Origin of the sequence: Rossellomorea arthrocnemi, assembly GCF_904424705.1 — a bacterium.
In the GTDB taxonomy this organism is placed as follows: domain Bacteria; phylum Bacillota; class Bacilli; order Bacillales; family Bacillaceae_B; genus Rossellomorea; species Rossellomorea arthrocnemi.
The window spans coordinates 77238-98664 of sequence record NZ_CAJGBF010000012.1; the positions used below are offsets into that span (position 1 = coordinate 77238).

A 21427-nucleotide genomic window follows, 5' to 3' on the forward strand; every position below is an offset into this window, starting at 1 on the left:
AGACTATGGAAAAAAAATCATATCAAACCATTTGGAGATGGCATTTCTACGCGGGACTCATCATTGCCCCGTTCCTCCTCATCCTGGCTGTGACGGGATCGATTTATCTCTTCAAGCCCCAAATCGAACAGAATCTCTATCAAAAATACTACGAAGTCAATCCACAGGGGGAGAAGCTTTCTGCCACTGAACTCATCGATAAGGTGAAAACGCTTCACCCGGATGCACAGATCACAAGCTTCCGTCCCGGGGAAAGTGCCGACCGTTCCAGCGAAATCGGCATCATTACAGAAGAAGGTTCTGCTACTGTTTTCTTGAACCCATACACAGGAAAGTCACTGGGTGAATTGAAGCCTGAGGACCGGATCATGAATAAAGTCGAAGAAATTCACGGAGAGCTGATGGCGGGTACCCTCGGCGACCGCATCGTGGAACTTGTTGCCTGCTGGGCCGTCGTCCTCGTTGTCACGGGATTGTTCCTATGGTTCCCCCGTAAGAAGGATAAGCTATCCGGTGTGTTCCTTCCCCGCTTCACTAAAGGAAAGAAAATCTTCAGAAGGGACCTCCACGCAGTACCGGCTTTCTGGATCACAGCGGGAATGCTGTTTCTAATCATGACAGGACTTCCCTGGTCGGGATTCTGGGGAACGAACTTTCAGAATCTCATGACCAAGACAGGAGCCGGCTACCCTCCTTCTATCTGGACAGGGGAAGCTCCTCAGTCCGTCGTGAAAACAAAGGAAATCGCCGACGTCCCCTGGGCCGCTGAGAATTTGGACGTTCCCGTATCAGCCCTTGAAGGGTACACGCCATTATCCATGAATGATGTCGTAACGATTGCGAAACGAGAAGGAATCGATCCGAGTTATACCGTCTACATCCCTCAGGAAGAAAAAGGTGTCTATACTCTATCCGCCTTCCCGGCTAAAGCACAAAATGAGGTCACGATGCACCTCGATCAGTACACAGGAGCCGTCCTCGCTGATTACCGATTCGACAACTACGGGGTCGGAGGCAAAATCGTCGCCATGGGGATCACTCTCCATACAGGAACGCAGTTCGGCTTCATCAATCAAATGATCAGCCTGTTCATCTGTCTCGGTATCATGCTGGTCGCGGTCAGCGGCTTCTATCTATGGCTGAAGCGGAAACCGAAAAGAGATATGGGTGCACCGAAAGCACCGGGCATTCTGAAGATGAAGTACTTCCTGCTTGTCATGATCGCGCTAGGGATTCTATTCCCGCTTGTCGGGGCTTCCTTGATTGTCGTCCTGCTTCTTGACCGGGTATTGATCAAAAGAATTCCTGCTACGAAAAAATTCTTCGGTGCGGCATAAGAAAGGACGATGCGATATGAAATCAACGATAAAATACTTTAGTATCCTTTTCCTTTGCATGCTTCTTGGTGCCTGCACCCCGAAGGAAGATGCGGCAGAATTGTATGAGCAGGAATCTCCCCTCCAGGCTGATATTACGCTGCCGGACGATTTTTCCGGAAGGGGTGACCTTATCAAAATCGAACTCACACAAAATAACAAAAAGGTGGAGAATGCCGACTTTGTCCACGTGGAAATCTGGAAAGGCGACGGATCCTTCCGTAATGGAATGGAAGAAGCCGAGAATGCTGGAGATGGGGTTTACACGTTCAAGAAGGCTCTGACAGAAGAGGGTCTCTATTACATCAAGGTCCATGCAGGAAATAACGGCTCAATCATCATGCCGACACTCCCCTTTGCTGTTGGCGAACTCTCAAAAGCAGATGTGGAAACACTGAATGACCAGACTCCTGCTGAGAGTGGGGATCACAGTCACCACCACTGACCTAAAAGATCGTAAGCTTAAACTGCTTTCGATCTTTTTTTAACTGAATATGAGATTCCAAGTTTGCTATAATGGTCATAAAAGGGGGATGTTGATCCGATGATAATCCGAGAAACCCAAGACACTTTCACCATGATCAGACAGAACGATCACGCCCATGTATCCGGTGAAACGATCAAGCAATTCAATCAGAATCTACTAAAATCCGCTGACCTCTTTGATGACTTCGTATATGCTGCCCATCAGCATGACCGAAGCTGGATCGGACTGGATGAAACCCCTGTTTGGAACGACCGTGATCAAATTCCCTTCACCTTTTCAGACTACCCTCTCCTCCCAAAGCTCGCATTCTATAAAATCGGCCTGGATGAGATCGGGGAGGTCAACCTCTACGCGGCCCTCCTATGCAGTCTTCACTTCTGCTCCTTCTTTTCCAAGTCCAGGAACCGGGACTGCCTTAACTTTTTACAGGAAGAAGCCAAAAGGCAACGGGTGATCCGACAGCAATTGCCGAAGCTTGATGAAGAACTGCTTACACAGCACTTCCACCTGCTTCAACTTTCCGATAATCTCTCCCTTTACTTTTGCTTGAACAAACCGGGTGTTGCGAAACAAAACGAGCATCCGTGGTTTAAACACGGCTTCAAGAATACGAAAAGCTTCCATCCCGGGAATCACCCTCTTCTGGCTGTGTGGGTGAATGAGCAGGAAGTGACGTTTAACACTTATCCATTTGAAACGGATTTTCATGTATCGCTACCTTATAAAGAAGTCGACAAAAGGGCGATCCGGAAGATGGGGATTGCGGCGGCTTATGAGGAGAGTAAGTTGGAGGAACATACGATTTTCATACGAAAGTAAAGGAAGACCCTGCGGCCAGGGTCTTCCTTCGGTTTCAAGAAGAAACCGATGCCTTCACTTTCACTTCCTGCACCACTTTCCCCTTCGCTTCCAATGTTTTCATGATGGAATGATACATCAATGTCCCTGTCAGACCAAGGATCAACAGGATCCCTCCCATTATTAACGGACTGACCCATTCACCTACGATGATGAGAAGGGATGCGATGATCATCGCTCCATAGAAAGTGAGACTGTAAAAGGCCATATACGTGCTTCGTGCATTAGACGGGGCAAGATCCCCGATCATAGCCTGCTTGATCGGCACATACATGAGCTCCCCAAACGTCCCGACGAAGCCGAGGACCAGAAGGAACAGTATATTATTCGTGAAAGCAAAAGCGCTGAAACAAACAGAAAAGATGAACATCCCCACTACAAGTGTCCAGCGGTCCTTCCACCTTTTAAACAGAAATAAGACGACGGCGGAAAACAGTACGACAATGAGTGTATTTTCAGTCCTGAGGAATCCGAGCATTTTCGTTCCATCCAACATGAAATCGATGCCGAACAAAGAAGCCGATTGCTCTGGGATATCCCGTTCAAGACGGATCCCTACATAATTGGTTAACGATTGCTCCAGCGTGAAAATGAAAACGGCCCCAATGATATAAAACATGAATAACTTATCTTTCAATACAGTTGAATAGCTTTGAACCATCTCTTTAGAGGAAGACTTGCTTTGATTGACAGAGGGTTCCGGTGTGTAGGTTTCTGAGATGAAGAGGATCGTGATCAGGACGGACAGAAATGTGATGACTGAGATCCCAAGAAATAACTCAAATAAATACGATTTAAATAGAAAGGCTCCAACGATCCCCCCGATAGCCGTGGCAAGATTCCCGAGCCAATAGCTGATCGTAAAGACCAATTTCCTCGAATCAGAATCCGTCACATCGATGATCATCGCCTGGGCGGCAGGCTGGAACATCCCCCCGGCAAACATATTGAGAACGAAGAACGCCGCTGACACATACGGTAAATCAAACCAAGGTGAATTACACAAGGCAATGAAGAAATAGGTCACCATGATTCCCAGTTCTGCATAAATCAGGATCTTCCGGCGACCGATCTTATCTGAAATATGCCCACCGATAAACCCGCCTATGATCCCGCTGATGACAATCAGGATCAGGATGACCCCGGTTTGAGTCGCTCCGATTTTTTGGGCAAAATAAATGGCCATGAAGGGAATAACCGCCATGGAGACGAGTCCTCCGAGGAACTGCATGGCCAGACGTAATTGAATGTTCGGGTGGATATCCCGTATTCTCATTGTCACTCCCATCCTTCCGTCACAGGACCGTACAAACGCAACGCCTGTATTTTCATATTGCTCCAGATGAGTTTCGTATGATCATCGATAAACGTCAGCCGCAAACCGTTCAATAGGGATATGTAAGACTGTGCCATCAACACCGGCGAACCTTCGTAGAAGTCCCCCTGCTCCTGTCCCTTCTCGATGATAGGGTAAACGCGTTCGACAAAGACATCGACAAAGTTACTCAGATCTGCAAACAATACTGGATACCGCTCCGGTCTCGCCAGAACCTGCTGGGTCAGGCGCAGGAAATCCTTATTTCTTGCAAACACATCCAGCTGGCAATCGATCATGGCTTTGATCATCTCCATGGGGGTCCCCCTATACCGTTCTTCTATCTCAATAAAGTACGGCTTGATTTCTTCCAAAGGCTCCAGGATGGCGGCTTCAAAGAGCGCTTCCTTTGTGGCAAAATACGTGAATACGGATCCGAAGCTGACACCCGCCTCCTTGGCAATCGCCGAGATGGTCGTTTCAGCAAACCCGTTTTCGCTGTATGTTTTGACGGCTGCTTCTAAAATCGCCGCTCTTTTTTTCTTCTTTTTTTCATCCAGTGACATGCTGACTCCCCTCCTTTTTCAAAATTGATTGATTAATCAATCTTTATGTTACTGTTATTTCTTTCCAACGTCAATGGTGATTTTTCGACAAAAAAGCAGGCTGCCTCCTGATGGAGAATTCCATCAAAAAGCAGGCCTGCTTTACTCCTCAAATGCTCCATTCATCCGAACCAATAGTTCTCCGAATACTTCCTTCTCCCCATCAGACCAGCCATCAAGCAACCCCCCATACCACTCAAGCCTCATCCTCCTGTCGACGGCAAGCTTTTCCTTCCCCAGCTCAGTAAGATCAAATAAACTTACCCGTCCGTCTTTCGGGTCTGAAAACCGCTGGATGAGCTTCTTCGTTTCAAGGGAAGCCGCCTGTCTGGACAAAGTCGAAATATCGAGCTGAAACGCTTCAGCCAGTTCCTTCAGCCGGGACGGCCCACATTCAGCCAACTGCCTCATCAGCAAGTATGCCGATCGCTCCAATATCCCGATTTTCCGGTCTGATTGATCCCTGAAGACGGCCTTTCTGATTAAGGTTGTCAATTCATATTCGATCCGTTCAACTGAATTGTCATTAGACATAGGTATCCTCCTTTATTATGTTAGTCAATCTGACAGATTCATTGACAACGATGCAGGTACTTGTATAATACAAGTATATAGTTGTATCGTACAAGTAATCCCAGGATAAGTAAAGCGTTTTCATTGAAAGGCAGGTAAATGTTCTATGAAAATCATTCGGATCATCATCCAAGTTGGCATCCTTTATGCCTTTTCTCTTATAGGAGGAGCCGTAGAGCAGCTCTTCCATCTGCCAACACCGGGAAGCATCATCGGCCTGATGCTGCTCCTTGCATGCTTATCGTTGAAGATCGTCCCTCTGATCATCGTCGAAGACGGCGCAAGCTTTTTACTCGCCATCCTGCCGTTATTATTCATTCCCGCCATGACAGGGGTCATGAACTATCCGTCTCTCCTTTCCGGGACCGGCGCCGTGCTTTTTCTTATCGTTGTCTTAAGCACCATCGTGACCATGGCCGTTTCCGGTTTCGCCAGTCAGCATTTAGAGAAAAGATCTGAAAGAAGGGAACGACCATGCAGCAAACATTTATCACAATCCTGATCATCCTCCTCACCGTACTCCTGTATTTTTCCATGGTGAAGGTGTATCAACGATTCCCTACCCCCGTGCTGATCCCGGTCTTGACAACTACAATTGTAATCGTCGGATTCCTTGTCAGCCTGCACATTCCATATGAGGATTACATGATCGGCGGGAAGTGGATTCACTCATTACTCGGTCCCGCCGTCGTCGCCCTTGCTTATCCATTGTATAAGCAGCGAAAGATCCTGTTGAAGTACCGTTTCCCCATCATAGGAGGCGTCTTCGCAGGTCTATTGACCGGAATGGTGAGCGGGCTCCTGTTTGCAAGGGTACTGGGCATTGAACATGATGTCATCCTGTCCATCGTTCCGAAGTCGATCACGACACCTGTCGCCATCCAGATCGCGTCCGGACTCGGTGGTGTCCCTTCCATGACCGTCATTTTCGTCATGATCGCAGGCTTCTCCGGGGTCATACTGGGACCGTTCATTCTGAAGTGGGGACGCATCCACAGCTCCCTCGGGCGCGGCATCGCCCTCGGCAGTGCATCCCATGCCCTTGGCACGTCGAAAGCGATGGAATACGGAGAATTAACCGTCTCCATGAGTTCAGTGTCCATGACTTTGAGCGCCCTGTTGGGTTCGGTATTTGGTCCGATAGTGGTGTGGATGTTTCATATGTGAGGATGCTTGGAGAAAACTATTTTCTAGACAGAAGTCTAAAACACAAAGATTTTTCGACAAACGGCTCATCTAGTGAAAATCGGACTCATAACTTTTGAGAGGGCTCATAGATAAAGAATGAAGACCGGATCATAAAATCGATTGAAGTACCATTAATCGTTAACACTAATCGAAAAATACACTAAAAGACTCGTCCACACCGAGTCTTTTTTTCATTTTCCGTTTATGCCTAAGAAGAATCGAACAAAATGATACCAAGTATCCAACATTGAAAGGAACATTCACATGAAAAAAAAGCTTGGCTATTCCCTTTTGTTTCTTATGATCCTCGTCATCATTCTATCCTTTTTTTCCATCAACCCGATCGGGGAAAAGAGTGAAACGCCAAAACACTCATCCATTCTCTCCAACATGAGCCTGGATGAAAAAATCGGTCAGATGATCATAGCCGGTGTCAATGGTACGCAGGTTGATGAACCGACGGAGAATCTGGTTATGAGAAAAAAGGTCGGGGGATTCATCTTCTACTCCGACCATTTGACAGGGCCAGAGCAAACCGTCCACTTTCTGAACGATTTAAAGACAGCCAACAATGAAAATCCTCTCCCCCTTCTTTTAAGTGTCGATCAGGAAGGCGGGAACGTAACGAGACTCCCTGGGGAACTATTGAACTTCCCTACAAATCAAACAATTGGAGACTTAAATGATCCGGATGTTTCATATAAATTGGGGAGCCTTCTCGGAAAAGAACTGAAAGAGTACGGATTCAACGTTGACTTCGCTCCCGTCCTTGACGTGAACAGCAACCCGGCCAACCCGATCATCGGGGACCGATCCTTCAGTCCTGATCCGGATATCGTCAGTAAATTAGGGATCCAGACCATGAAAGGGATCCAATCCCAGAACATCATTTCAACGATCAAACACTTCCCTGGACACGGAGATACCTCAGTGGATTCGCATCTTGAGCTTCCTGTCGTCAACAAAAGCCGTCAGGAACTTGAATCCCTGGAACTGATCCCATTTACCCGTGCCATCGAGAATGGAGCTGATCTTATCATGGTGGCGCACATCCTGCTCCCAGAGATCGATGACACCTACCCATCATCCTTGTCCACAGGCGTCATCACAGATCTCCTTCGTAACAAGCTGAACTACCAAGGAGCCGTAATCACAGATGATCTAACCATGAAAGCCATCACGAACCATTATGGAATCGGCCAGGCTGCAGTCCAATCCGTGAAAGCAGGCAGCGACCTTATCCTTATTGCCCATGACGCTCGTAAAGCATTGGCAGCGATAGAGGCAATAAAATCAGCCGTTAAAAATGGGGAACTCTCAGAGGAACGGATTGATGAAAGCGTAAAGAGAATCATCAATCTGAAACAAAAGTATCATCTGAAAGATACCCAAACAGGCGAGGTCAACCTGACGGAACTGAATCAAGAAATTGAATCACTCAATAAGAAAATTCAATGATAAAAAGCGGATTCCTCATCCAGAGAAATCCGCTTTCAGTGTTCAAACAGACAGTGACCTTTCAAATATGATTTCATAATCCGTCGGTTTTCCGTGTCCGTTGTACTTAAGAGGAAGCACCTGGACCAGCCGCCATCCGTCAGCGGCATACTCCTCAATGATTTCCCTGTGCTTCGGCTCGGTGAAAAATCCGCCTAAACTGGTTTGGACGTATGCGTATTCGTACATAGTAGCACTCCGTGGTTTTAACTTACTATACGATTTCGTTACGCCTTGGGTTTCATTTAGCAGGAACCTTCCGAATCTGAACGAAATAATCACTCACTGAAACCACATCTCCAAGCCCACTCTCCTCCAAAAACGTGTGTAACCAAGTGAACAAGTTCCGCCCCAATGATCAGCAGAGTCCGGTCATCAGGCAAAGTACTGATTTCAGAGAGCGTCCAGTAAATGATTCCATTCCGTTGGTACCACCATCTTACTCCGTCACTCTCACAGTTTACGATTAATCTCTTGTAAAGTCCGTAACGAACCCCAAACCCGATGAAGGTTGTTGTAATGATCTACTAAAAACCATAATAGCGTCTCTTTCTGATACGCTTTCAGCTTATAATTGACTATTTTAGCTGAAAATGTGGACTTGATAGTACCTAGAGGAGAATCAGTTGGCGGATTCTTATGTGAATCACCTTCTCGTGGAACAATCATGCGAGATATGATGGAAATCATGCCGGAATTAGAATTATCATGCGAGAATTCAATTTTTCAAGCGCCATTGTGACTAATCATGCGCCATTTCAAATAATCGTGCCAAAATGTCGATTTTTCTTTACACCGTCCCTTTTGCAGGGAAGTCATGGAGATATCAAATACATTCATATGGCTTTTCAAACCAACCCAATTAACCAAAAAAAGAGTAACTACAAATAGCTACTCTTTCTTCACATATTGCCTGGCGACGTTCTACTCTCAAAGGGGGGATTCCACAACTATTTTATCGCTTCCTTAACGGTATCATAATATCCTTCCCAGTCTCTTTCACCATTTTGAATGAGTAAAGTCTTAACCGGCAAATCCTTAATGATTCTAAGCTCCTGATCCCTTCGCATCTCAAGAAATTCCACAAGCCCTTTATATCCCTTCAATCCCTTCTCTTTCCCATATCCCTGATTCACATGGTAATCTGTAAAGAAATCACGCCAATCTTGACTGCGCTCCTGATAGACATGACGGAAAGATTGATCAATGTTCTCCTGGTAAAGATAAATCAGCAATGGATTCAATGGTGTAATCAACGAGCTGATTTTCTTTAAATAGTTTTCCAGCCTCAATGGTGCTGCATTATGCTTGGCTATGAATTTAGTAAACGGATTTTGGAGAAAGCAGCACTCAAATATGTACACTTCATCCCCAAATGTCGTTTTTTCAATGAACTCTCTCCAATAGTTGTAAGAGACTTCTTCATACGTATCCAGTTCTAATTCGTAGACATCATATGGAGCTAAATCGTCAACAATTGAAGAGTCAATATTTTCAAGATCACGATATTGAGTAAAATACTTCTTCCCTTTCTTCCCTGTACACTCCTGAATAGCATCTCGAAATTCTGGGAATTTATCAAGAATATCGTGAAATTGACTATCACTCAGACAAGCCGTCGATTCATAATCAGCAGGATGACTCGTGTCTCCTTCTTGATAGAGCTTAGCCTTAACCCCTTTTTTCTCCAAATAGTCCTTAATGAACTTGGCCGTGGTCGATTTGCCTGAGCCAGGTATCCCCTCGACCATAATGAGTTTCGTTTTCAAACTAAATGCCCCCACTTCCCTTTCATTTCAAACTCTCCTCATTCCTTCACCGCTTATTCCTTCGCGTTTAACTCCTCCAGCAGCTTCACAATCCGATCATTTGTCTTATTCATTTTTCGCACCTGTACTTCAATAGAGAAGACCGTGATGACTAAGGCAATACCAATTAAAATCATGGTGCAAATCTCCTAATCTTATTTTCTATATAAATGGCACGAATTCTTTCATCAGTCCCAGGGTCATTACCAGTGCTGCCGCCAAATAAACATAGCCCAGCTTCTGATCACCCTCTTTTTCTTTGACCTTTTCTATCCCGAACAGCAGAAACATTAAGGTTAAACATGATAAGATGCTATTACTTGAAAAATCGAGATGATTACTAAAAAAGTGATAGAAACCGGCACCCATTGCTATAAAAGCAAGGAGCATGTTCACCTTTTTCAATACGTCCAATCTGCCCCCTCCTAACACACCCTTATTTTACCATTATCAAGATTCTAATGTGACTGATGACAGATTCGTTTCCATCAAAAAATGCCCCGCAAATGTTCACAGGGCATTTCTTCCTATTATTCACTTAGCTGTACGCAACCTCTTTATCCCTCAAACCCAACGCCTTCGCTGTCGACGTATGGATTTCTCTGAAGAGTTCAGGGTTTTCACCTAGTGCTGCACCATACGAAGGAATCATTTCTTTGATCTTCGGCTCCCACTCGCTCATATGCTGCGGGAAGCATTTATCCAATACTTCAAGCATGACGTGAACGGCTGTAGAGGCACCCGGTGAAGCACCTAGTAATGCAGCGACGGATCCATCTTCGGCACTGACCACTTCTGTACCGAACTGAAGGGTCCCTTTGCCAGCATCCGTGTCCTTGATGACTTGTACACGCTGTCCGGCTACGACGATATCCCAGTCTTCGCTCTTGGCGCTCGGGATAAATTCGCGTAATTCTTCCATTCGTTTTTCATTGGACAGGAGCACCTGCTGAATCAGGTACTTGGTCAATCCCATTTCCTTTACCCCTGCTGCGAGCATGGTGAAGAGATTATTCGGTTTCACAGATGTGATCAAATCCATATTCGAGCCCGTTTTCAGGAATTTCGGTGAGAATCCGGCAAATGGACCGAAAAGGAGTGATTTCTTGTTATCAATGTAACGGGTGTCGAGATGCGGAACCGACATCGGAGGAGCACCGACCTTTGCTTTTCCATACACTTTCCCGTGATGCTTTTCGATGACTTCAGGATTGTTACACACCATGAAGAGTCCACTTACCGGGAATCCTCCGATCTGCTTTGACTCAGGAATGCCGGTTTTTTGCAGCAACGGAAGACTTCCGCCACCGCCACCGATGAAGACGAACTTCGCCGTGTGATATTCCATTTTAATTCCGTCTATATCATGGACCTTAACTTCCCATGAACCGTCGGATTTGCGTTTGATATCTTCCACACTGTGGTTGTAGTTGATTTCGACGCCCCTATCCTGCAGGTGGTCGAACAATTTACGGGTCAGGGCCCCGAAGTTGACGTCTGTACCTGAATCGATTTTCGTCGCTGCGATCGGTTCATCCGGTATACGACCTTCCATGATCAGAGGAATCCATTCCTTCAATTTCTCCGGATTATCGGAAAACTCCATGCCTTCAAACAGCGGACTGGCTGATAGCGCTTCCAATCTTTTTTTCAAAAACTCCACATTTTCCTTCCCTTGCACCATACTCATATGCGGGATCGGCATGATGAAGTCCTGTGGATTTCCAATGAGATTGCGGTTGACCAGATAAGACCAGAATTGTCTTGAAAGTTGAAACTGTTCATTGACTTTGATTGCTTTCGAAATGTCTATAGATCCATCAGGCTTTTCGGATGTATAGTTAAGCTCGCAAAGCGCAGCATGGCCGGTACCGGCATTGTTCCATTCGTTCGAGCTTTCTTCCCCTGGATTCGCGAGCTTTTCAAACACTGTGATTTCCCATTCCGGTGCCAACTCTTTCAGGATTACCCCTAAAGTCGCACTCATGACACCAGCACCAATTAAGATAACGTCTGTTTTCTTCTGTAAGCTGCTCATTATAACCTTCCTCATCCACTATATTTGCAGGCGCTTTCTTCCGAGCACCCTCATGTGTCTAAAAAAAACCATACCATTGTCTATTATAATGATTCATAGGGTAAAATATCTAGTATTATCTGATTATTATAAACTATTTTAAGAAAAAAAAAAAGTGGAAATAGTGTCTTGAACACTTGATGATAAAGGATTAGGAGAGCCCAATCCCTCTTGAAACCCAGGCATCGCAAAGATAAATCCGATTACATCGGTAGAGATTATTATTAGTTTTCCAGAAAAATATTTTTTCTCTAATAATCAAAAGAAAATTCAGATGATTTTGATTCTTTTCGCTTCAATTTTGACTGAAGTGGTATTAATTGTTTCATCCTCAGTCATATGAAGGTCTTTTTAAGCATTTACCCTTCTGTCCAACAAGTAATGAGTCGTTCGTCGGAAATGTCCAATCATCCATCACCATGCCAATTATCTCAAAAGAAAGCCCGCTCCATCCATCAGAGCGGGGCTTCTACTAATCTACTTCTCTTTCTTCGGTCTGAACGGCCACCAGACCCCATTGCCGAATGATACGGTCATGGCCGGAATCAATAACGGCAGAACGATCAGTCCGTACAGGAGAAGTCCTGTGATAACGATCGTAGCAATCTGCACCAGGCTCAGGACACCGGATGGCACCATGGCTCCGAATGTACCGGCCAGGATGATAGCGGCAGTAATGATGACCGTTCCCATCTTCGCCATGGATGCTTTGATGGCGTCCGTCACTGTCATTCCTCCTGCCGACTCTTCACGGAATCGGTCCATGAGGAAGATCGAATAGTCGACCCCAAGGGCCACGAGCATAACGAACCCGAAGAATGGAACCGCCCAGCTGATGCCGTCATATCCTAAACCGTTTACGAAGATCCACTCAGCTACGGCTACAGACGTGAAGTACGTCAGAAGCAGGGATCCAATCATGTAAAGCGGCATGATGAAGGAACGGAACAGAAGCGCAAGGACAATAAACAAGCTGATGAGCATGATGGTCACGGTCTGGGTGAAATCACTCGTTGAGATGTCACTCAGGTCGCGGTTGATGCTCGAGACTCCTCCGATGGCGATCTCGGTATCTTCAAGAGGCGTATCCTTGATCACCCGTTCAGTCGTTTCATTGATGCGGTCAACGGTATCGATCGCTTCCGGTGAATATGGATTATCGGACAGGATGACCTCAAGCTTCATTCCTGTTTCTTCTCCGAAGGAATACCGGTCGATCACCTGGGCAAATTCCTTATTTTCCAACGTGCCCGGTGGTAAATATAATCCGGTATCACGGATGGTTTGGCCTTCGCTCATCCCCTGGAGCTGAGTTGCGGCCTGATTCAATCCACCTGTGATCTGGTTCAGTCCGTCCATTGGATTCGGTGCCCCTTCCTGGGGAGCCGTACCCTGCCCGGCCATGGCAGCCTGCTGACTGAGACCTTTCACAGCCTGATCAAGCCCATCAGCCGCACCGTTCACGCCTTCTGCGATCTTTCCAAGCTGATAATCCGCATTGAATTCTTCGATAGCATCCCCGGCAGGACGTGTGATGGAGCGGACGCTCTTCACCCCGTCGACTTTGGCAAGCTCACGGCTCAGCTTTTCAACATAAGGGACGGTATCTTCGGTCACAAGCTTCTCATCACTTGAAAGCAGCACCTGAACAGGCAGGGAGTCCCCTTGACCGAACCCGTCTTCAATCGCTTGAAGTCCTTTGACTGAATCATAACTGTCCCCGATTTCATCCACCGTGTTGAAGGACAAAGCATCATCATATGTGAATAAAAGCGGCACAGTGATGATGGCGACTACTGCCATGGACAACAACGGACGATTGACGGAGAGTTTGCCCATCCACGCCCACAATTTACTGTCATTGTGGGAAACAGATTTCTTGGATGGCCAGAATAATTTTTCCTTTAATGTTGCCATAAAGAACGGCATGACCGTGCTCAACACCAAGAGCAGCACCGCAATCCCGACAGCCACGGCAACAGCTGATTTAAAAATCGGGAAGTCGGCAAAACCGATGGCAAAGAACCCGATGAATACGGCGAGTCCGCTGATGTAAAGCGTGCGTCCCGCGGTCTTATACGTACGGATGATCGCTTCATTGATGGGTTTTCCTGCTCCCAGTTCTTCCTTGAACCGGCTCAGCAGGAGGATGCAATAATCCGTCCCGATCCCGAACAGGATGGCCACTAGGAAGATTTGTGTATAATTCGATACGGGAAACCCGAACCAGTCAATGAAAAACGCCACTATCGATTGACTCAATAAATACGTAATCCCTACTGCTACGAGAGGGATCAGAGGCGTAACGATGGAACGGAACACGGCCAGTAATAGAGCAAAGATCAGGACCACCGTAATAATTTCAGTCCGCTTCAATCCTTCCTGAGCGCTCAGGTTCACATCATTATTAATGATCGCTTCCCCCGTGAGATACACGGATGACTCTCCATCCAGGATGTCTGACTTTATAGAGTCAGCAAGTTCCACCACTTCCTCCTGTGTTCCGTCTACTGTGATGGGAACGAGGATGGTCTTACGATCTTCGGAAACGAGCTGGGCTTCCAGTTCCTCGCTTTCAAATGGATCGAGTACCGAGCTGACAGGATCACCAAGCTCTTTTAATTCATTCACATTCGACGCAATCTCATTTTTCGTCGAATCCGTCAATTCCTTATCCATGGAATAGACGAGGGAAATCGTTTCTTCTCCCGCTCCTGCCTCATTAAGCATATCCATCGCCTTCTGGGAAGCCGCATCATCCGGGAGCTGGAACGTCCCCGCTTCCTCTGCCTGTTTCGTCAGGTTCGGCGCAATGATAAACAGCAGAGCCGTGACAATGAGCAGGCCAATCGTAATCGGCCACTTGAATTTTATGATTGATTTCATCCATTTTCACCTTCCAATTTCAAGATTGATTTAATCTTCCGGAACATCGTCAGAAATTGATCCAGTTCCTCATCCTTTACCTGATCGGCAAATAGGGCTTCGATATAGGCATAAACCGCTTGATCGGACTCCGTTACGACCCTTCGTCCTTTCTCTGTAAGGCAGACGAGTTTCGAACGCTGATCTCCCTCGGCCTTCACGATTTCAATCAGAGCTTTCTCTTCCAGCTTCTTCAAGCGGTTGGAAATCGCACTCTTATGTACGCCCTGCAGCTCCGCAATCACCCCGGCTGGAATCGGTCCGTTCTTATTCACGAGCTTCAGCATCTGAATCTGTTCAGGCGAATAATCCTGCCATACCTCAGCCTTTACATTCTTCAGCACCCGTTCTGTTCCGAACACCATGACATCCTCGAACAGCTCGACTGCTTCAATTAACCGCTTATCCAACTAGTTGACCCCCTAAACTAAATAGCACTATTTTATAGTTTAGGGGGTCAACTAACTAGAGTCAAGAGAAAAGGTGTGGATTTTCACATAAAAAAATCCCTAAGCTTCCATCGAGCTTAAGGCTCTTTTATTCTCGGTAACCCTTACCAATCTTTTTCAATTTTTTTGAATTGTACATGTCAATATCTCCTGAGGAATGATGGTTTCCCGTATAGAAAAGGGCGATGGAAGCCTGTTTTCCATCATAGTCAAGATCCGTTAGAATACCTGTTTTATTGTTAACATACTCCTCTTTTAAGTCAGCACTTTTCCAATCCCTTTCTATTTCATTCTTTTCAGAATTCATTGACAAATATCTCTCATAAAATCATATAATGGTATTACCATATAAAAAATTGGTATTACCAATCAGGAGGTCCTTTATGAAAGAGCGTTCATCCGATATCATCGCCCGGGACATTTCCCGAGCCATTTTAGGAGGAGATCTGAATATCCAGGAATCCCTTCAATCGGAGAGGGATTTGGCAGCCCATTATAAAGTGGGGCGTCCCACCATACGGGAAGCTTTGCAGCGGTTGGAGCGGGATGGCTGGATCACGAGCCGGAAGGGGATGCCGGCCGTGGTGAAGGATTATTGGAAGCAGGGGAATTTAATGACGATCGTGACCATCCTACAGCACGAAGAGGAGATTCCCGACGAATTCATCATTTATATGCTCGAGCTGCGCGTCTCGATTACACCTGCTTATTTCAGGGATGCCCTGGAAAACAGCAGACTGAAGGTGATTTCCCTCTTCGTTCCATTTGAAGACGTGCCGGACGATGTCCATGGGTATGCGGATTTCGACTGGCATATCCAGCATCAGGTTGCCATGCTGTCCCATAATCCCATATATCTCTTGGTTCTGAACAGCTTTAAAGAGATTTATATCAGGATGGCGGAGAAATATTTTATGGATCCCGCCCACCGTGAGGCGTCACGACAGTATTACCATACGCTTCTGGAATGGATGTTGAAGGGAGATGTCCAACAAGCAGAACAAACCATCCACGACATGATGATAACCAGCATCCAGCTTTGGAAACAAAAAATGAACGGAGGCAATGAATAATGAAAGAGAATCGTGTGTATCGGGACTTTTTCCTGCACGTTGATATTTTGATCATGATGGTCATTTTCCTTGTCGTACTCGGTTTTTTGATGACGATGGAGCTCTCCCTGATCAGTGTCCTATTTTTTGCGGTGGGGATCGTTACTTACATGTTCAGCGAATACCTCACCCATCGATTCCTCTTCCACATCAAGTCACCGAAGAATCCTTTTTTACTTAACTTAATCAAGCGATTACACTATGACCACCATAAGAAGCCGAATGACTTGAAGCTGCTCTTTCTTCCCATATGGTACAGCGCTCCCAACCTTTTCATCCTATGTCTGTTGTTTTATTTCCTGACCGGGTCACTCGCTGTCACTCTTGCCTTTACCACCGGCATTCTCTTCATGTTCTTTGTATACGAATGGAAGCACTATATCGCCCACCGGCCGATGAAGCCGAAGACACGATTTGGCCGCTGGCTTAAAAAGACGCATATCCTCCATCATTATAAGAATGAGAACTATTGGTATGGCGTCTCCACCCCATTCATCGATGTGTTATTTGGAACCTTAAAGGACGAAAAGGAAGTGGAAACGAGTCAGACGGCGAAAGATTTGGAAAAGAGGGCATGAAAAAAAGTCCAATCGGATTGATCCGATTGGACTTCATTTCTATTCCCACTTAAACACGTAACTGGCAAGCGCAAATCCGCCAACGAGCCATGCCCCTAATATCAGCGTCTCTGTTCCAAGTTCCAGAAACGGTGTCCCGAGATTCATCGTCTCCCGCAAAGCGGAACTCAGGTGGGCGATGGGCAGCACCTTGACAATTGGCTGGATGAGGTCCGGCATGTTGTTGATCGGGAAGAAAACCCCGCCAAGAAACAGCATCGGAAAGGTCACAAATCCTGCAATTGGCCCGGCACTTTCCGGATTCTTGGCCATACCCGCAATAATGAAGCCGAGGGACATAAACGCTAAAGTTCCAAGAATGATGAAGAAAATCATCGCAAGCCATGAACCGGCTACGTTAATGTCAAAAATGAGATCCGCAATGAGCACAACAAGCAGTGCCTGGGTTCCGTTCAGCATCAAGCGTGCCGTGATCTGGGCTGCGATGAAGGTGGATGCCTTCAGTCTCGTCCCCTGCATCCTGCGGAGAATCCCCCTTTCACGCCAGGCGGAGATCTGTCCCGCCACCCCGTTCATATTGTTGCTCATGATCATCATGGCGACAATCCCGGGAACAAGGAAATCGACATATCGAAGGTTCAGTGCTTCGATTCCGACCTTTTCAACCGTCACGACAGGCTTATAGTCGACAAGATCTTTGCTGTACTGATCGATGATTCCATTCACGACCGTCAATCCAAGTTCCGAGGTCGTCAGGTTCTTCTCGTTATAGTAGACCGGGATCGAGGAAGCCTCTTCCTTGTTTTTCACGTTTCCCCCGTATCCTTTCGGGATCTCGATCAGAAGCTGAATATCACCATTTTCCACGGCTTCTTTTCCCGTTTTGACGTTGTCAAATTTCGTTGTTTCAATTCCCTCATTTTTATAAAATAAGTTCTTTAAATCTTTTGAAGCATCGGTTTGGTCACTGTCGATCATTCCGACTGTCAGTGAAACGGAATTCCCTCCACCTGCAAATGAGCCCAGTGCCACCATCAGGATGACGGGGAAAAGCAGGGTAAAGAAAAGCACTTGTTTATTTCGTCCAAAAATCCGTAATTGTGCCAGTGTCAGCTGCCAATACGCTCTCATGATTCCCTCAGCCTCCTTCCTGTCATATGAATGAATACGTCCTCTAACGTCGCCTGCCGTGTCTGGAGGTCCTCGATCTTCAAGTCATGATCTGTCGATAAGGTAATCAAGGAAGTCAACGCCGTTTGCAGTTCGTCAGTGTAGAGCTGGACGAATGTATCCTTCATAGCCACTTCCTCCACCCCTTCCATCTTCATGAACCATTCCTGTTCAGGGGGATTGTCCAGATGGAATTCAATCGTACTTGTCGACTGTAGGGTTTTCACCAGATTCCCAGGGGTATCAAGGGCGATAAGCTCCCCTTGATCCATGATGCCGATGCGGTCGCAGAGTACATGGGCTTCATCCATGTAATGAGTGGACAGGATTACGGTCTTCCCCCGTTCCTTCAAGCGCAGCACAATGTCCCAAAGCGTCCGACGCGCCTGTGGATCAAGTCCCGTTGTCGGCTCATCGAGGAACACAATTTCCGGATCATGAATAAGGGCGAGGGCGATGGCCAGCCTCTGCTTCTGTCCGCCAGACAGCCCCTTGATCCGGTCCTTCCGCTTCTCGGCCAGAAGCATATCTTCGATTAATTGATTGATATCCACATTTCTTGGATAAAAGCTCGCATACAGATGGAGGATTTCCTCCACTTTAAGCAGCTCAAACAGCGAGGTCGACTGCAGTTGAACCCCTATTACTTCCTTCACTTTATTCACATCTTTACGCACGTCAAAACCTGCCAGGCTTGCTGTCCCTTCATCGGGCTTGCGGAGACCCACGAGCATCTCGATCGTCGTCGTCTTCCCCGCCCCGTTAGGTCCGAGCAATCCGAAGATCTCTCCCTGCTCCACCTGGAAACGGACTCCTTTCACCGCCGTGAAAGAACCATATTTTTTTACTAGATTCAGTACATCTACCATGATTTCATTCGGCATAACGATCCTCCTTTTTAAAAAAACGTAACCGCCCATGAATGAGCGGTCCTATCTTTGTTGTTTATACGCGATGATGATCTGCACGCCAGTTCTGTACAGCTTTTTTTATGTCATTGGGTGTTAAATCTTCCGACAATGTCCGTTCCACCAAACCCGGAAATTCTTCATCCGGTGCAAACCGGAGAGCAATGATCTGCTTCAGAGATAATCGGGGATCCAGCTCATTCCCCGTTAAACGATTATAACGGAAGTTCTCTTCTGCACGAATGACACGATCTTGGACCTGAAGTGCATACGTCCTCAGCCTCACACCGACCAGGATCAACGTAATCCCAACCAGGAGTACGATAAAACTGAGAAGAGCGTCCGCCCCCACATTCTTCACGAAAAATATAATCGTCAAAATCAGCGTGATTAAAGATAGCAGGGCGATCCCTACATGAAACACTGGATCGAACTTACTGTGATTTTCATAGTTTTGCTGTTTCATATGTACCTCCAATGGGTTATAGGTTCATTATATACCAGATAGCTGTTGGATAGGGTGATGGTATGAAAAGAACACACTTAATAATCATATTCGGAGGTGGGGCGGGGTATTCACGGAGTACTAGTCGTTTTAGTTCGAATTATATTTTACCATGATCTGTATGCATGATAAGCTTTTAAAGGCATTGCTGAGCATTGTCTTTTTTATGTATGTATATAAGTGATCAGTGAATGTCTAATCCTCTTCCTTTCCCTTTTACCCGTTCTTTCGGTGACTCCCACACGACATATCCCTTCAACAACGCCCTTACATCGGTCCCAAAGACTTCTCCATCCTTCTCGAATAAAAGGGAGGAATGAGATATTTCTTTATAGACCCAGCCTTTTCCCTTCATTTTTTCCTTTATGTTCTTGTACAGATCGTTCTTCCCTGACTTTGAAACGTATGTCCGGTTATTCTTCGCTCCCCCGACTTTTACTGAATTTGTATCCCTAATTTCAAGTTTAATGATGGAAGTAAGCATTTGGATTGCAGGTACTTCACTTCTAAACATTAAAAATAGTAGTCCGAATGATATTAATACGATGAATCGATTCTTCTTCATGATGCCATCCCTTCATAGTTGTTTGTCATTATGGGATGCGGGTTAAACAAAAGGAACATTATGGTAAAAAAACGCAAATAATAAAAAAATGACGCAATTAATCTAGAAACGACTCAATCAATGATAAAAATGACGCAATCCCCTTCGACAAACACCTTGTCCATCCCAGATTCTCCCTTAATCCAGATCTCTTACCCCTCTTTTCACTTCACATAACCAAAAACGGACACCAATGATGACTATATTAAACTAAAATACCAAAAAACTAGTCATTACGTACATGCCTGGTAATAAACTGAAAGCATCCGATGGTTGTCAGATGCTTTACTCATGATTCCATGACTTTTTAGTGTATGAACCACTCATCACTTATACACATCTTCCCTTAAATGAAAGCCGTCAGCGATAATGGTGCGATCGAGATTGTCCCGGTTAACGGCTATAGGTTCGAGAAGAACGGATGGAACTTCGATTTTTCCGTTGTTGATTTTTTTATCCGTGTCAATGTATTCATTCTTGGCGAGAGAAATGGCCAATGTTGCTGCTTCACGGGCAAGGGAATGAATCGGCTTGTAGACGGTCATGGTTTGGGTCCCCTGGACGATTCTTTGAGCGGCGGCAAGTTCGGCGTCCTGGCCCGCAATGGGGATTACCCCTTCGAGCCCCGCTTCTTTCAATGCTTTTAGTGCCATGCCTGCGGTTGCATCGTTGGCTGCAATAACTGCATCGATTTCGTTGTGATTGGCTTTCAGGGCTTCCTTCATATTGGAATAGGCGTTTGCCGGGAGCCAGTTATCTGTCCACTGATCATATACGACCTGGATGTCTCCTTGGTCTATGGAAGTGTGCAGGACACTGAAGACCCCTTTTTTCATCAGATGGGCATTGTAATCTGTATCAGCTCCTCCGATGTATACATATTTCCCTTTTGGCACCAGTTCTGTGATGGTCTTTGCCTGAAGTTCCCCTACTCGTTCGTTATCAAATGAAACATACAGGTCGATATCGGCGTTTTTTACTAGCCGGTCATAAGAGACCACCTTGATGCCTGCACGATGGGCTTTTTGCACAATTGCCGCTGCTGCTTCCGCGTTATAAGGAACGATTACCAGCACATCGATTCCCTGATTGATCAAGGTTTCTGCCTGGAGCACCTGAAGAGCATCGTCCCCCCTCGCTTCCATGATTTCCACTTCCGCACCCTGGTCTTCTACTGCTTTTTTGAAAAGGTCACGGTCCCTCACCCATCGTTCCTCCTCAAGTGTATCCATTGAAAACCCGATCTTCACGACATCTTGAGCTGTTTCTTCCTCATCTTTATGAACCTGTTCTAGAGGCTCGTTCTTCTCGCAGGCTCCGAGGATCAGCACGATGATCAACATCCATATTATATTTATCCGTTTCTTCCAATGGACCATGGCGTCTCTTCCC

Annotated in this window: 25 protein-coding genes; 8 read left to right on the forward strand and 17 right to left on the reverse strand. The window is 46.1% G+C overall.

Annotated features, from left to right (window positions below; translation table 11 throughout):
- Positions 1 to 5 precede the first annotated feature (5 nt).
- The 3 genes from BAA9072_RS16015 (at position 6) to BAA9072_RS16025 (ending at position 2682) form a co-directional block, all read left to right on the forward strand.
- The gene (locus tag BAA9072_RS16015) at positions 6 to 1337 is read left to right on the forward strand and encodes a PepSY-associated TM helix domain-containing protein (protein WP_201715689.1); all 1332 of its coding nucleotides are present in this window, start codon (positions 6 to 8) and stop codon (positions 1335 to 1337) included.
- Between the two features lie 16 nt (positions 1338 to 1353).
- A complete protein-coding gene (locus BAA9072_RS16020) occupies positions 1354 to 1821 on the forward strand; it encodes a FixH family protein (protein WP_201715690.1) in 468 nt (155 codons plus the stop codon).
- A gap of 99 nt (positions 1822 to 1920) precedes the next feature.
- Positions 1921 to 2682: a DUF3891 family protein gene (locus BAA9072_RS16025; RefSeq protein WP_201715691.1), complete on the forward strand. Its 762-nt coding sequence runs from the start codon at positions 1921 to 1923 to the stop codon at positions 2680 to 2682.
- 34 nt (positions 2683 to 2716) lie between these two features.
- Here the strand turns inward: BAA9072_RS16025 and BAA9072_RS16030 are convergent, their stop codons facing one another.
- The 3 genes from BAA9072_RS16030 to BAA9072_RS16040 form a co-directional block, all read right to left on the reverse strand.
- Positions 2717 to 3997 carry an MFS transporter gene (locus BAA9072_RS16030; protein ID WP_201715692.1) on the reverse strand — a complete coding sequence of 427 codons (1281 nt, stop codon included), beginning with the start codon at positions 3995 to 3997 and terminating at the stop codon, positions 2717 to 2719.
- Between the two features lie 2 nt (positions 3998 to 3999).
- Positions 4000 to 4602 carry a TetR/AcrR family transcriptional regulator gene (locus BAA9072_RS16035; RefSeq protein WP_201715693.1) on the reverse strand — a complete coding sequence of 201 codons (603 nt, stop codon included), beginning with the start codon at positions 4600 to 4602 and terminating at the stop codon, positions 4000 to 4002.
- 141 nt (positions 4603 to 4743) lie between these two features.
- A complete protein-coding gene (locus tag BAA9072_RS16040; RefSeq protein ID WP_201715694.1) occupies positions 4744 to 5175 on the reverse strand; it encodes a MarR family winged helix-turn-helix transcriptional regulator in 432 nt (143 codons plus the stop codon).
- 145 nt (positions 5176 to 5320) lie between these two features.
- On the opposite strand from BAA9072_RS16040, the gene BAA9072_RS16045 reads away from it, so the two are divergent.
- From BAA9072_RS16045 to nagZ, 3 genes are all read left to right on the forward strand, one after another.
- Positions 5321 to 5716: a CidA/LrgA family holin-like protein gene (locus tag BAA9072_RS16045; protein ID WP_201715695.1), complete on the forward strand. Its 396-nt coding sequence runs from the start codon at positions 5321 to 5323 to the stop codon at positions 5714 to 5716.
- Positions 5689 to 6381: an LrgB family protein gene (locus tag BAA9072_RS16050; RefSeq protein WP_201715696.1), complete on the forward strand. Its 693-nt coding sequence runs from the start codon at positions 5689 to 5691 to the stop codon at positions 6379 to 6381. The genes BAA9072_RS16045 and BAA9072_RS16050 overlap by 28 nt, the downstream gene beginning before the upstream one ends.
- Before the next feature lie 285 nt (positions 6382 to 6666).
- Positions 6667 to 7860: a beta-N-acetylhexosaminidase gene (nagZ, locus tag BAA9072_RS16055; protein WP_201715697.1), complete on the forward strand. Its 1194-nt coding sequence runs from the start codon at positions 6667 to 6669 to the stop codon at positions 7858 to 7860.
- Between the two features lie 42 nt (positions 7861 to 7902).
- On the opposite strand, the gene BAA9072_RS16060 is transcribed toward nagZ, so the two are convergent.
- The 9 genes from BAA9072_RS16060 to BAA9072_RS16090 all read right to left on the reverse strand — a co-directional run bounded on the left by BAA9072_RS16060 (position 7903) and on the right by BAA9072_RS16090 (position 15465).
- Positions 7903 to 8088 (reverse strand): DUF4177 domain-containing protein, encoded by a 186-nt coding sequence (locus BAA9072_RS16060; RefSeq protein ID WP_201715698.1) that lies wholly within the window; start codon positions 8086 to 8088, stop codon positions 7903 to 7905.
- An 89-nt stretch (positions 8089 to 8177) separates the two neighbouring features.
- On the reverse strand, positions 8178 to 8423 hold the full coding sequence (locus tag BAA9072_RS24615) for a DUF5694 domain-containing protein (protein WP_330999303.1): 246 nt from the start codon (positions 8421 to 8423) through the stop codon (positions 8178 to 8180).
- Positions 8424 to 8849: 426 nt separating this feature from the next.
- Positions 8850 to 9668, reverse strand: coding sequence for a P-loop domain-containing protein (locus BAA9072_RS16065; RefSeq protein WP_201715699.1), 819 nt, complete (start codon positions 9666 to 9668; stop codon positions 8850 to 8852).
- A 53-nt stretch (positions 9669 to 9721) separates the two neighbouring features.
- Positions 9722 to 9844 (reverse strand): hypothetical protein, encoded by a 123-nt coding sequence (locus tag BAA9072_RS24545; protein WP_269139967.1) that lies wholly within the window; start codon positions 9842 to 9844, stop codon positions 9722 to 9724.
- Between the two features lie 25 nt (positions 9845 to 9869).
- Positions 9870 to 10121 (reverse strand): hypothetical protein, encoded by a 252-nt coding sequence (locus BAA9072_RS16070; RefSeq protein WP_201715700.1) that lies wholly within the window; start codon positions 10119 to 10121, stop codon positions 9870 to 9872.
- 124 nt (positions 10122 to 10245) lie between these two features.
- On the reverse strand, positions 10246 to 11745 hold the full coding sequence (locus BAA9072_RS16075) for a malate:quinone oxidoreductase (protein WP_201715701.1): 1500 nt from the start codon (positions 11743 to 11745) through the stop codon (positions 10246 to 10248).
- Positions 11746 to 12261: 516 nt separating this feature from the next.
- Positions 12262 to 14670 (reverse strand): MMPL family transporter, encoded by a 2409-nt coding sequence (locus BAA9072_RS16080; RefSeq protein WP_201715702.1) that lies wholly within the window; start codon positions 14668 to 14670, stop codon positions 12262 to 12264.
- The gene (locus BAA9072_RS16085) at positions 14667 to 15119 is read right to left on the reverse strand and encodes a MarR family winged helix-turn-helix transcriptional regulator (protein WP_201715703.1); all 453 of its coding nucleotides are present in this window, start codon (positions 15117 to 15119) and stop codon (positions 14667 to 14669) included. The genes BAA9072_RS16080 and BAA9072_RS16085 overlap by 4 nt, the downstream gene beginning before the upstream one ends.
- A 127-nt stretch (positions 15120 to 15246) precedes the next feature.
- On the reverse strand, positions 15247 to 15465 hold the full coding sequence (locus tag BAA9072_RS16090; protein ID WP_201715704.1) for a hypothetical protein: 219 nt from the start codon (positions 15463 to 15465) through the stop codon (positions 15247 to 15249).
- A gap of 76 nt (positions 15466 to 15541) precedes the next feature.
- Here BAA9072_RS16090 and BAA9072_RS16095 point away from each other — a divergent pair, with 76 nt between their 5' ends.
- Both BAA9072_RS16095 and BAA9072_RS16100 read left to right on the forward strand, forming a co-directional pair.
- Positions 15542 to 16231, forward strand: a complete 690-nt coding sequence (locus tag BAA9072_RS16095) for a GntR family transcriptional regulator (RefSeq protein ID WP_201715705.1) — start codon at positions 15542 to 15544, stop codon at positions 16229 to 16231.
- The gene (locus tag BAA9072_RS16100) at positions 16231 to 16848 is read left to right on the forward strand and encodes a sterol desaturase family protein (RefSeq protein WP_201715706.1); all 618 of its coding nucleotides are present in this window, start codon (positions 16231 to 16233) and stop codon (positions 16846 to 16848) included. Before BAA9072_RS16095 ends, BAA9072_RS16100 begins: the two co-directional genes overlap by 1 nt.
- A gap of 39 nt (positions 16849 to 16887) precedes the next feature.
- On the opposite strand, the gene BAA9072_RS16105 is transcribed toward BAA9072_RS16100, so the two are convergent.
- The 5 genes from BAA9072_RS16105 to xylF form a co-directional block, all read right to left on the reverse strand.
- The gene (locus tag BAA9072_RS16105; RefSeq protein ID WP_201715707.1) at positions 16888 to 17979 is read right to left on the reverse strand and encodes an ABC transporter permease; all 1092 of its coding nucleotides are present in this window, start codon (positions 17977 to 17979) and stop codon (positions 16888 to 16890) included.
- Positions 17976 to 18902 (reverse strand): ABC transporter ATP-binding protein, encoded by a 927-nt coding sequence (locus BAA9072_RS16110; RefSeq protein WP_201715708.1) that lies wholly within the window; start codon positions 18900 to 18902, stop codon positions 17976 to 17978. Before BAA9072_RS16110 ends, BAA9072_RS16105 begins: the two co-directional genes overlap by 4 nt.
- Before the next feature lie 61 nt (positions 18903 to 18963).
- Positions 18964 to 19392 (reverse strand): DUF6526 family protein, encoded by a 429-nt coding sequence (locus BAA9072_RS16115; RefSeq protein ID WP_201715709.1) that lies wholly within the window; start codon positions 19390 to 19392, stop codon positions 18964 to 18966.
- A gap of 223 nt (positions 19393 to 19615) precedes the next feature.
- Entirely contained in the window at positions 19616 to 19996 is a 381-nt protein-coding gene (locus tag BAA9072_RS16120) for a hypothetical protein (RefSeq protein ID WP_201715710.1), read from the reverse strand.
- 365 nt (positions 19997 to 20361) lie between these two features.
- Complete coding sequence (gene xylF / locus BAA9072_RS16125; protein WP_201715711.1) at positions 20362 to 21414, reverse strand: D-xylose ABC transporter substrate-binding protein; 1053 nt, start codon at positions 21412 to 21414, stop codon at positions 20362 to 20364.
- Positions 21415 to 21427 lie beyond the last annotated feature (13 nt).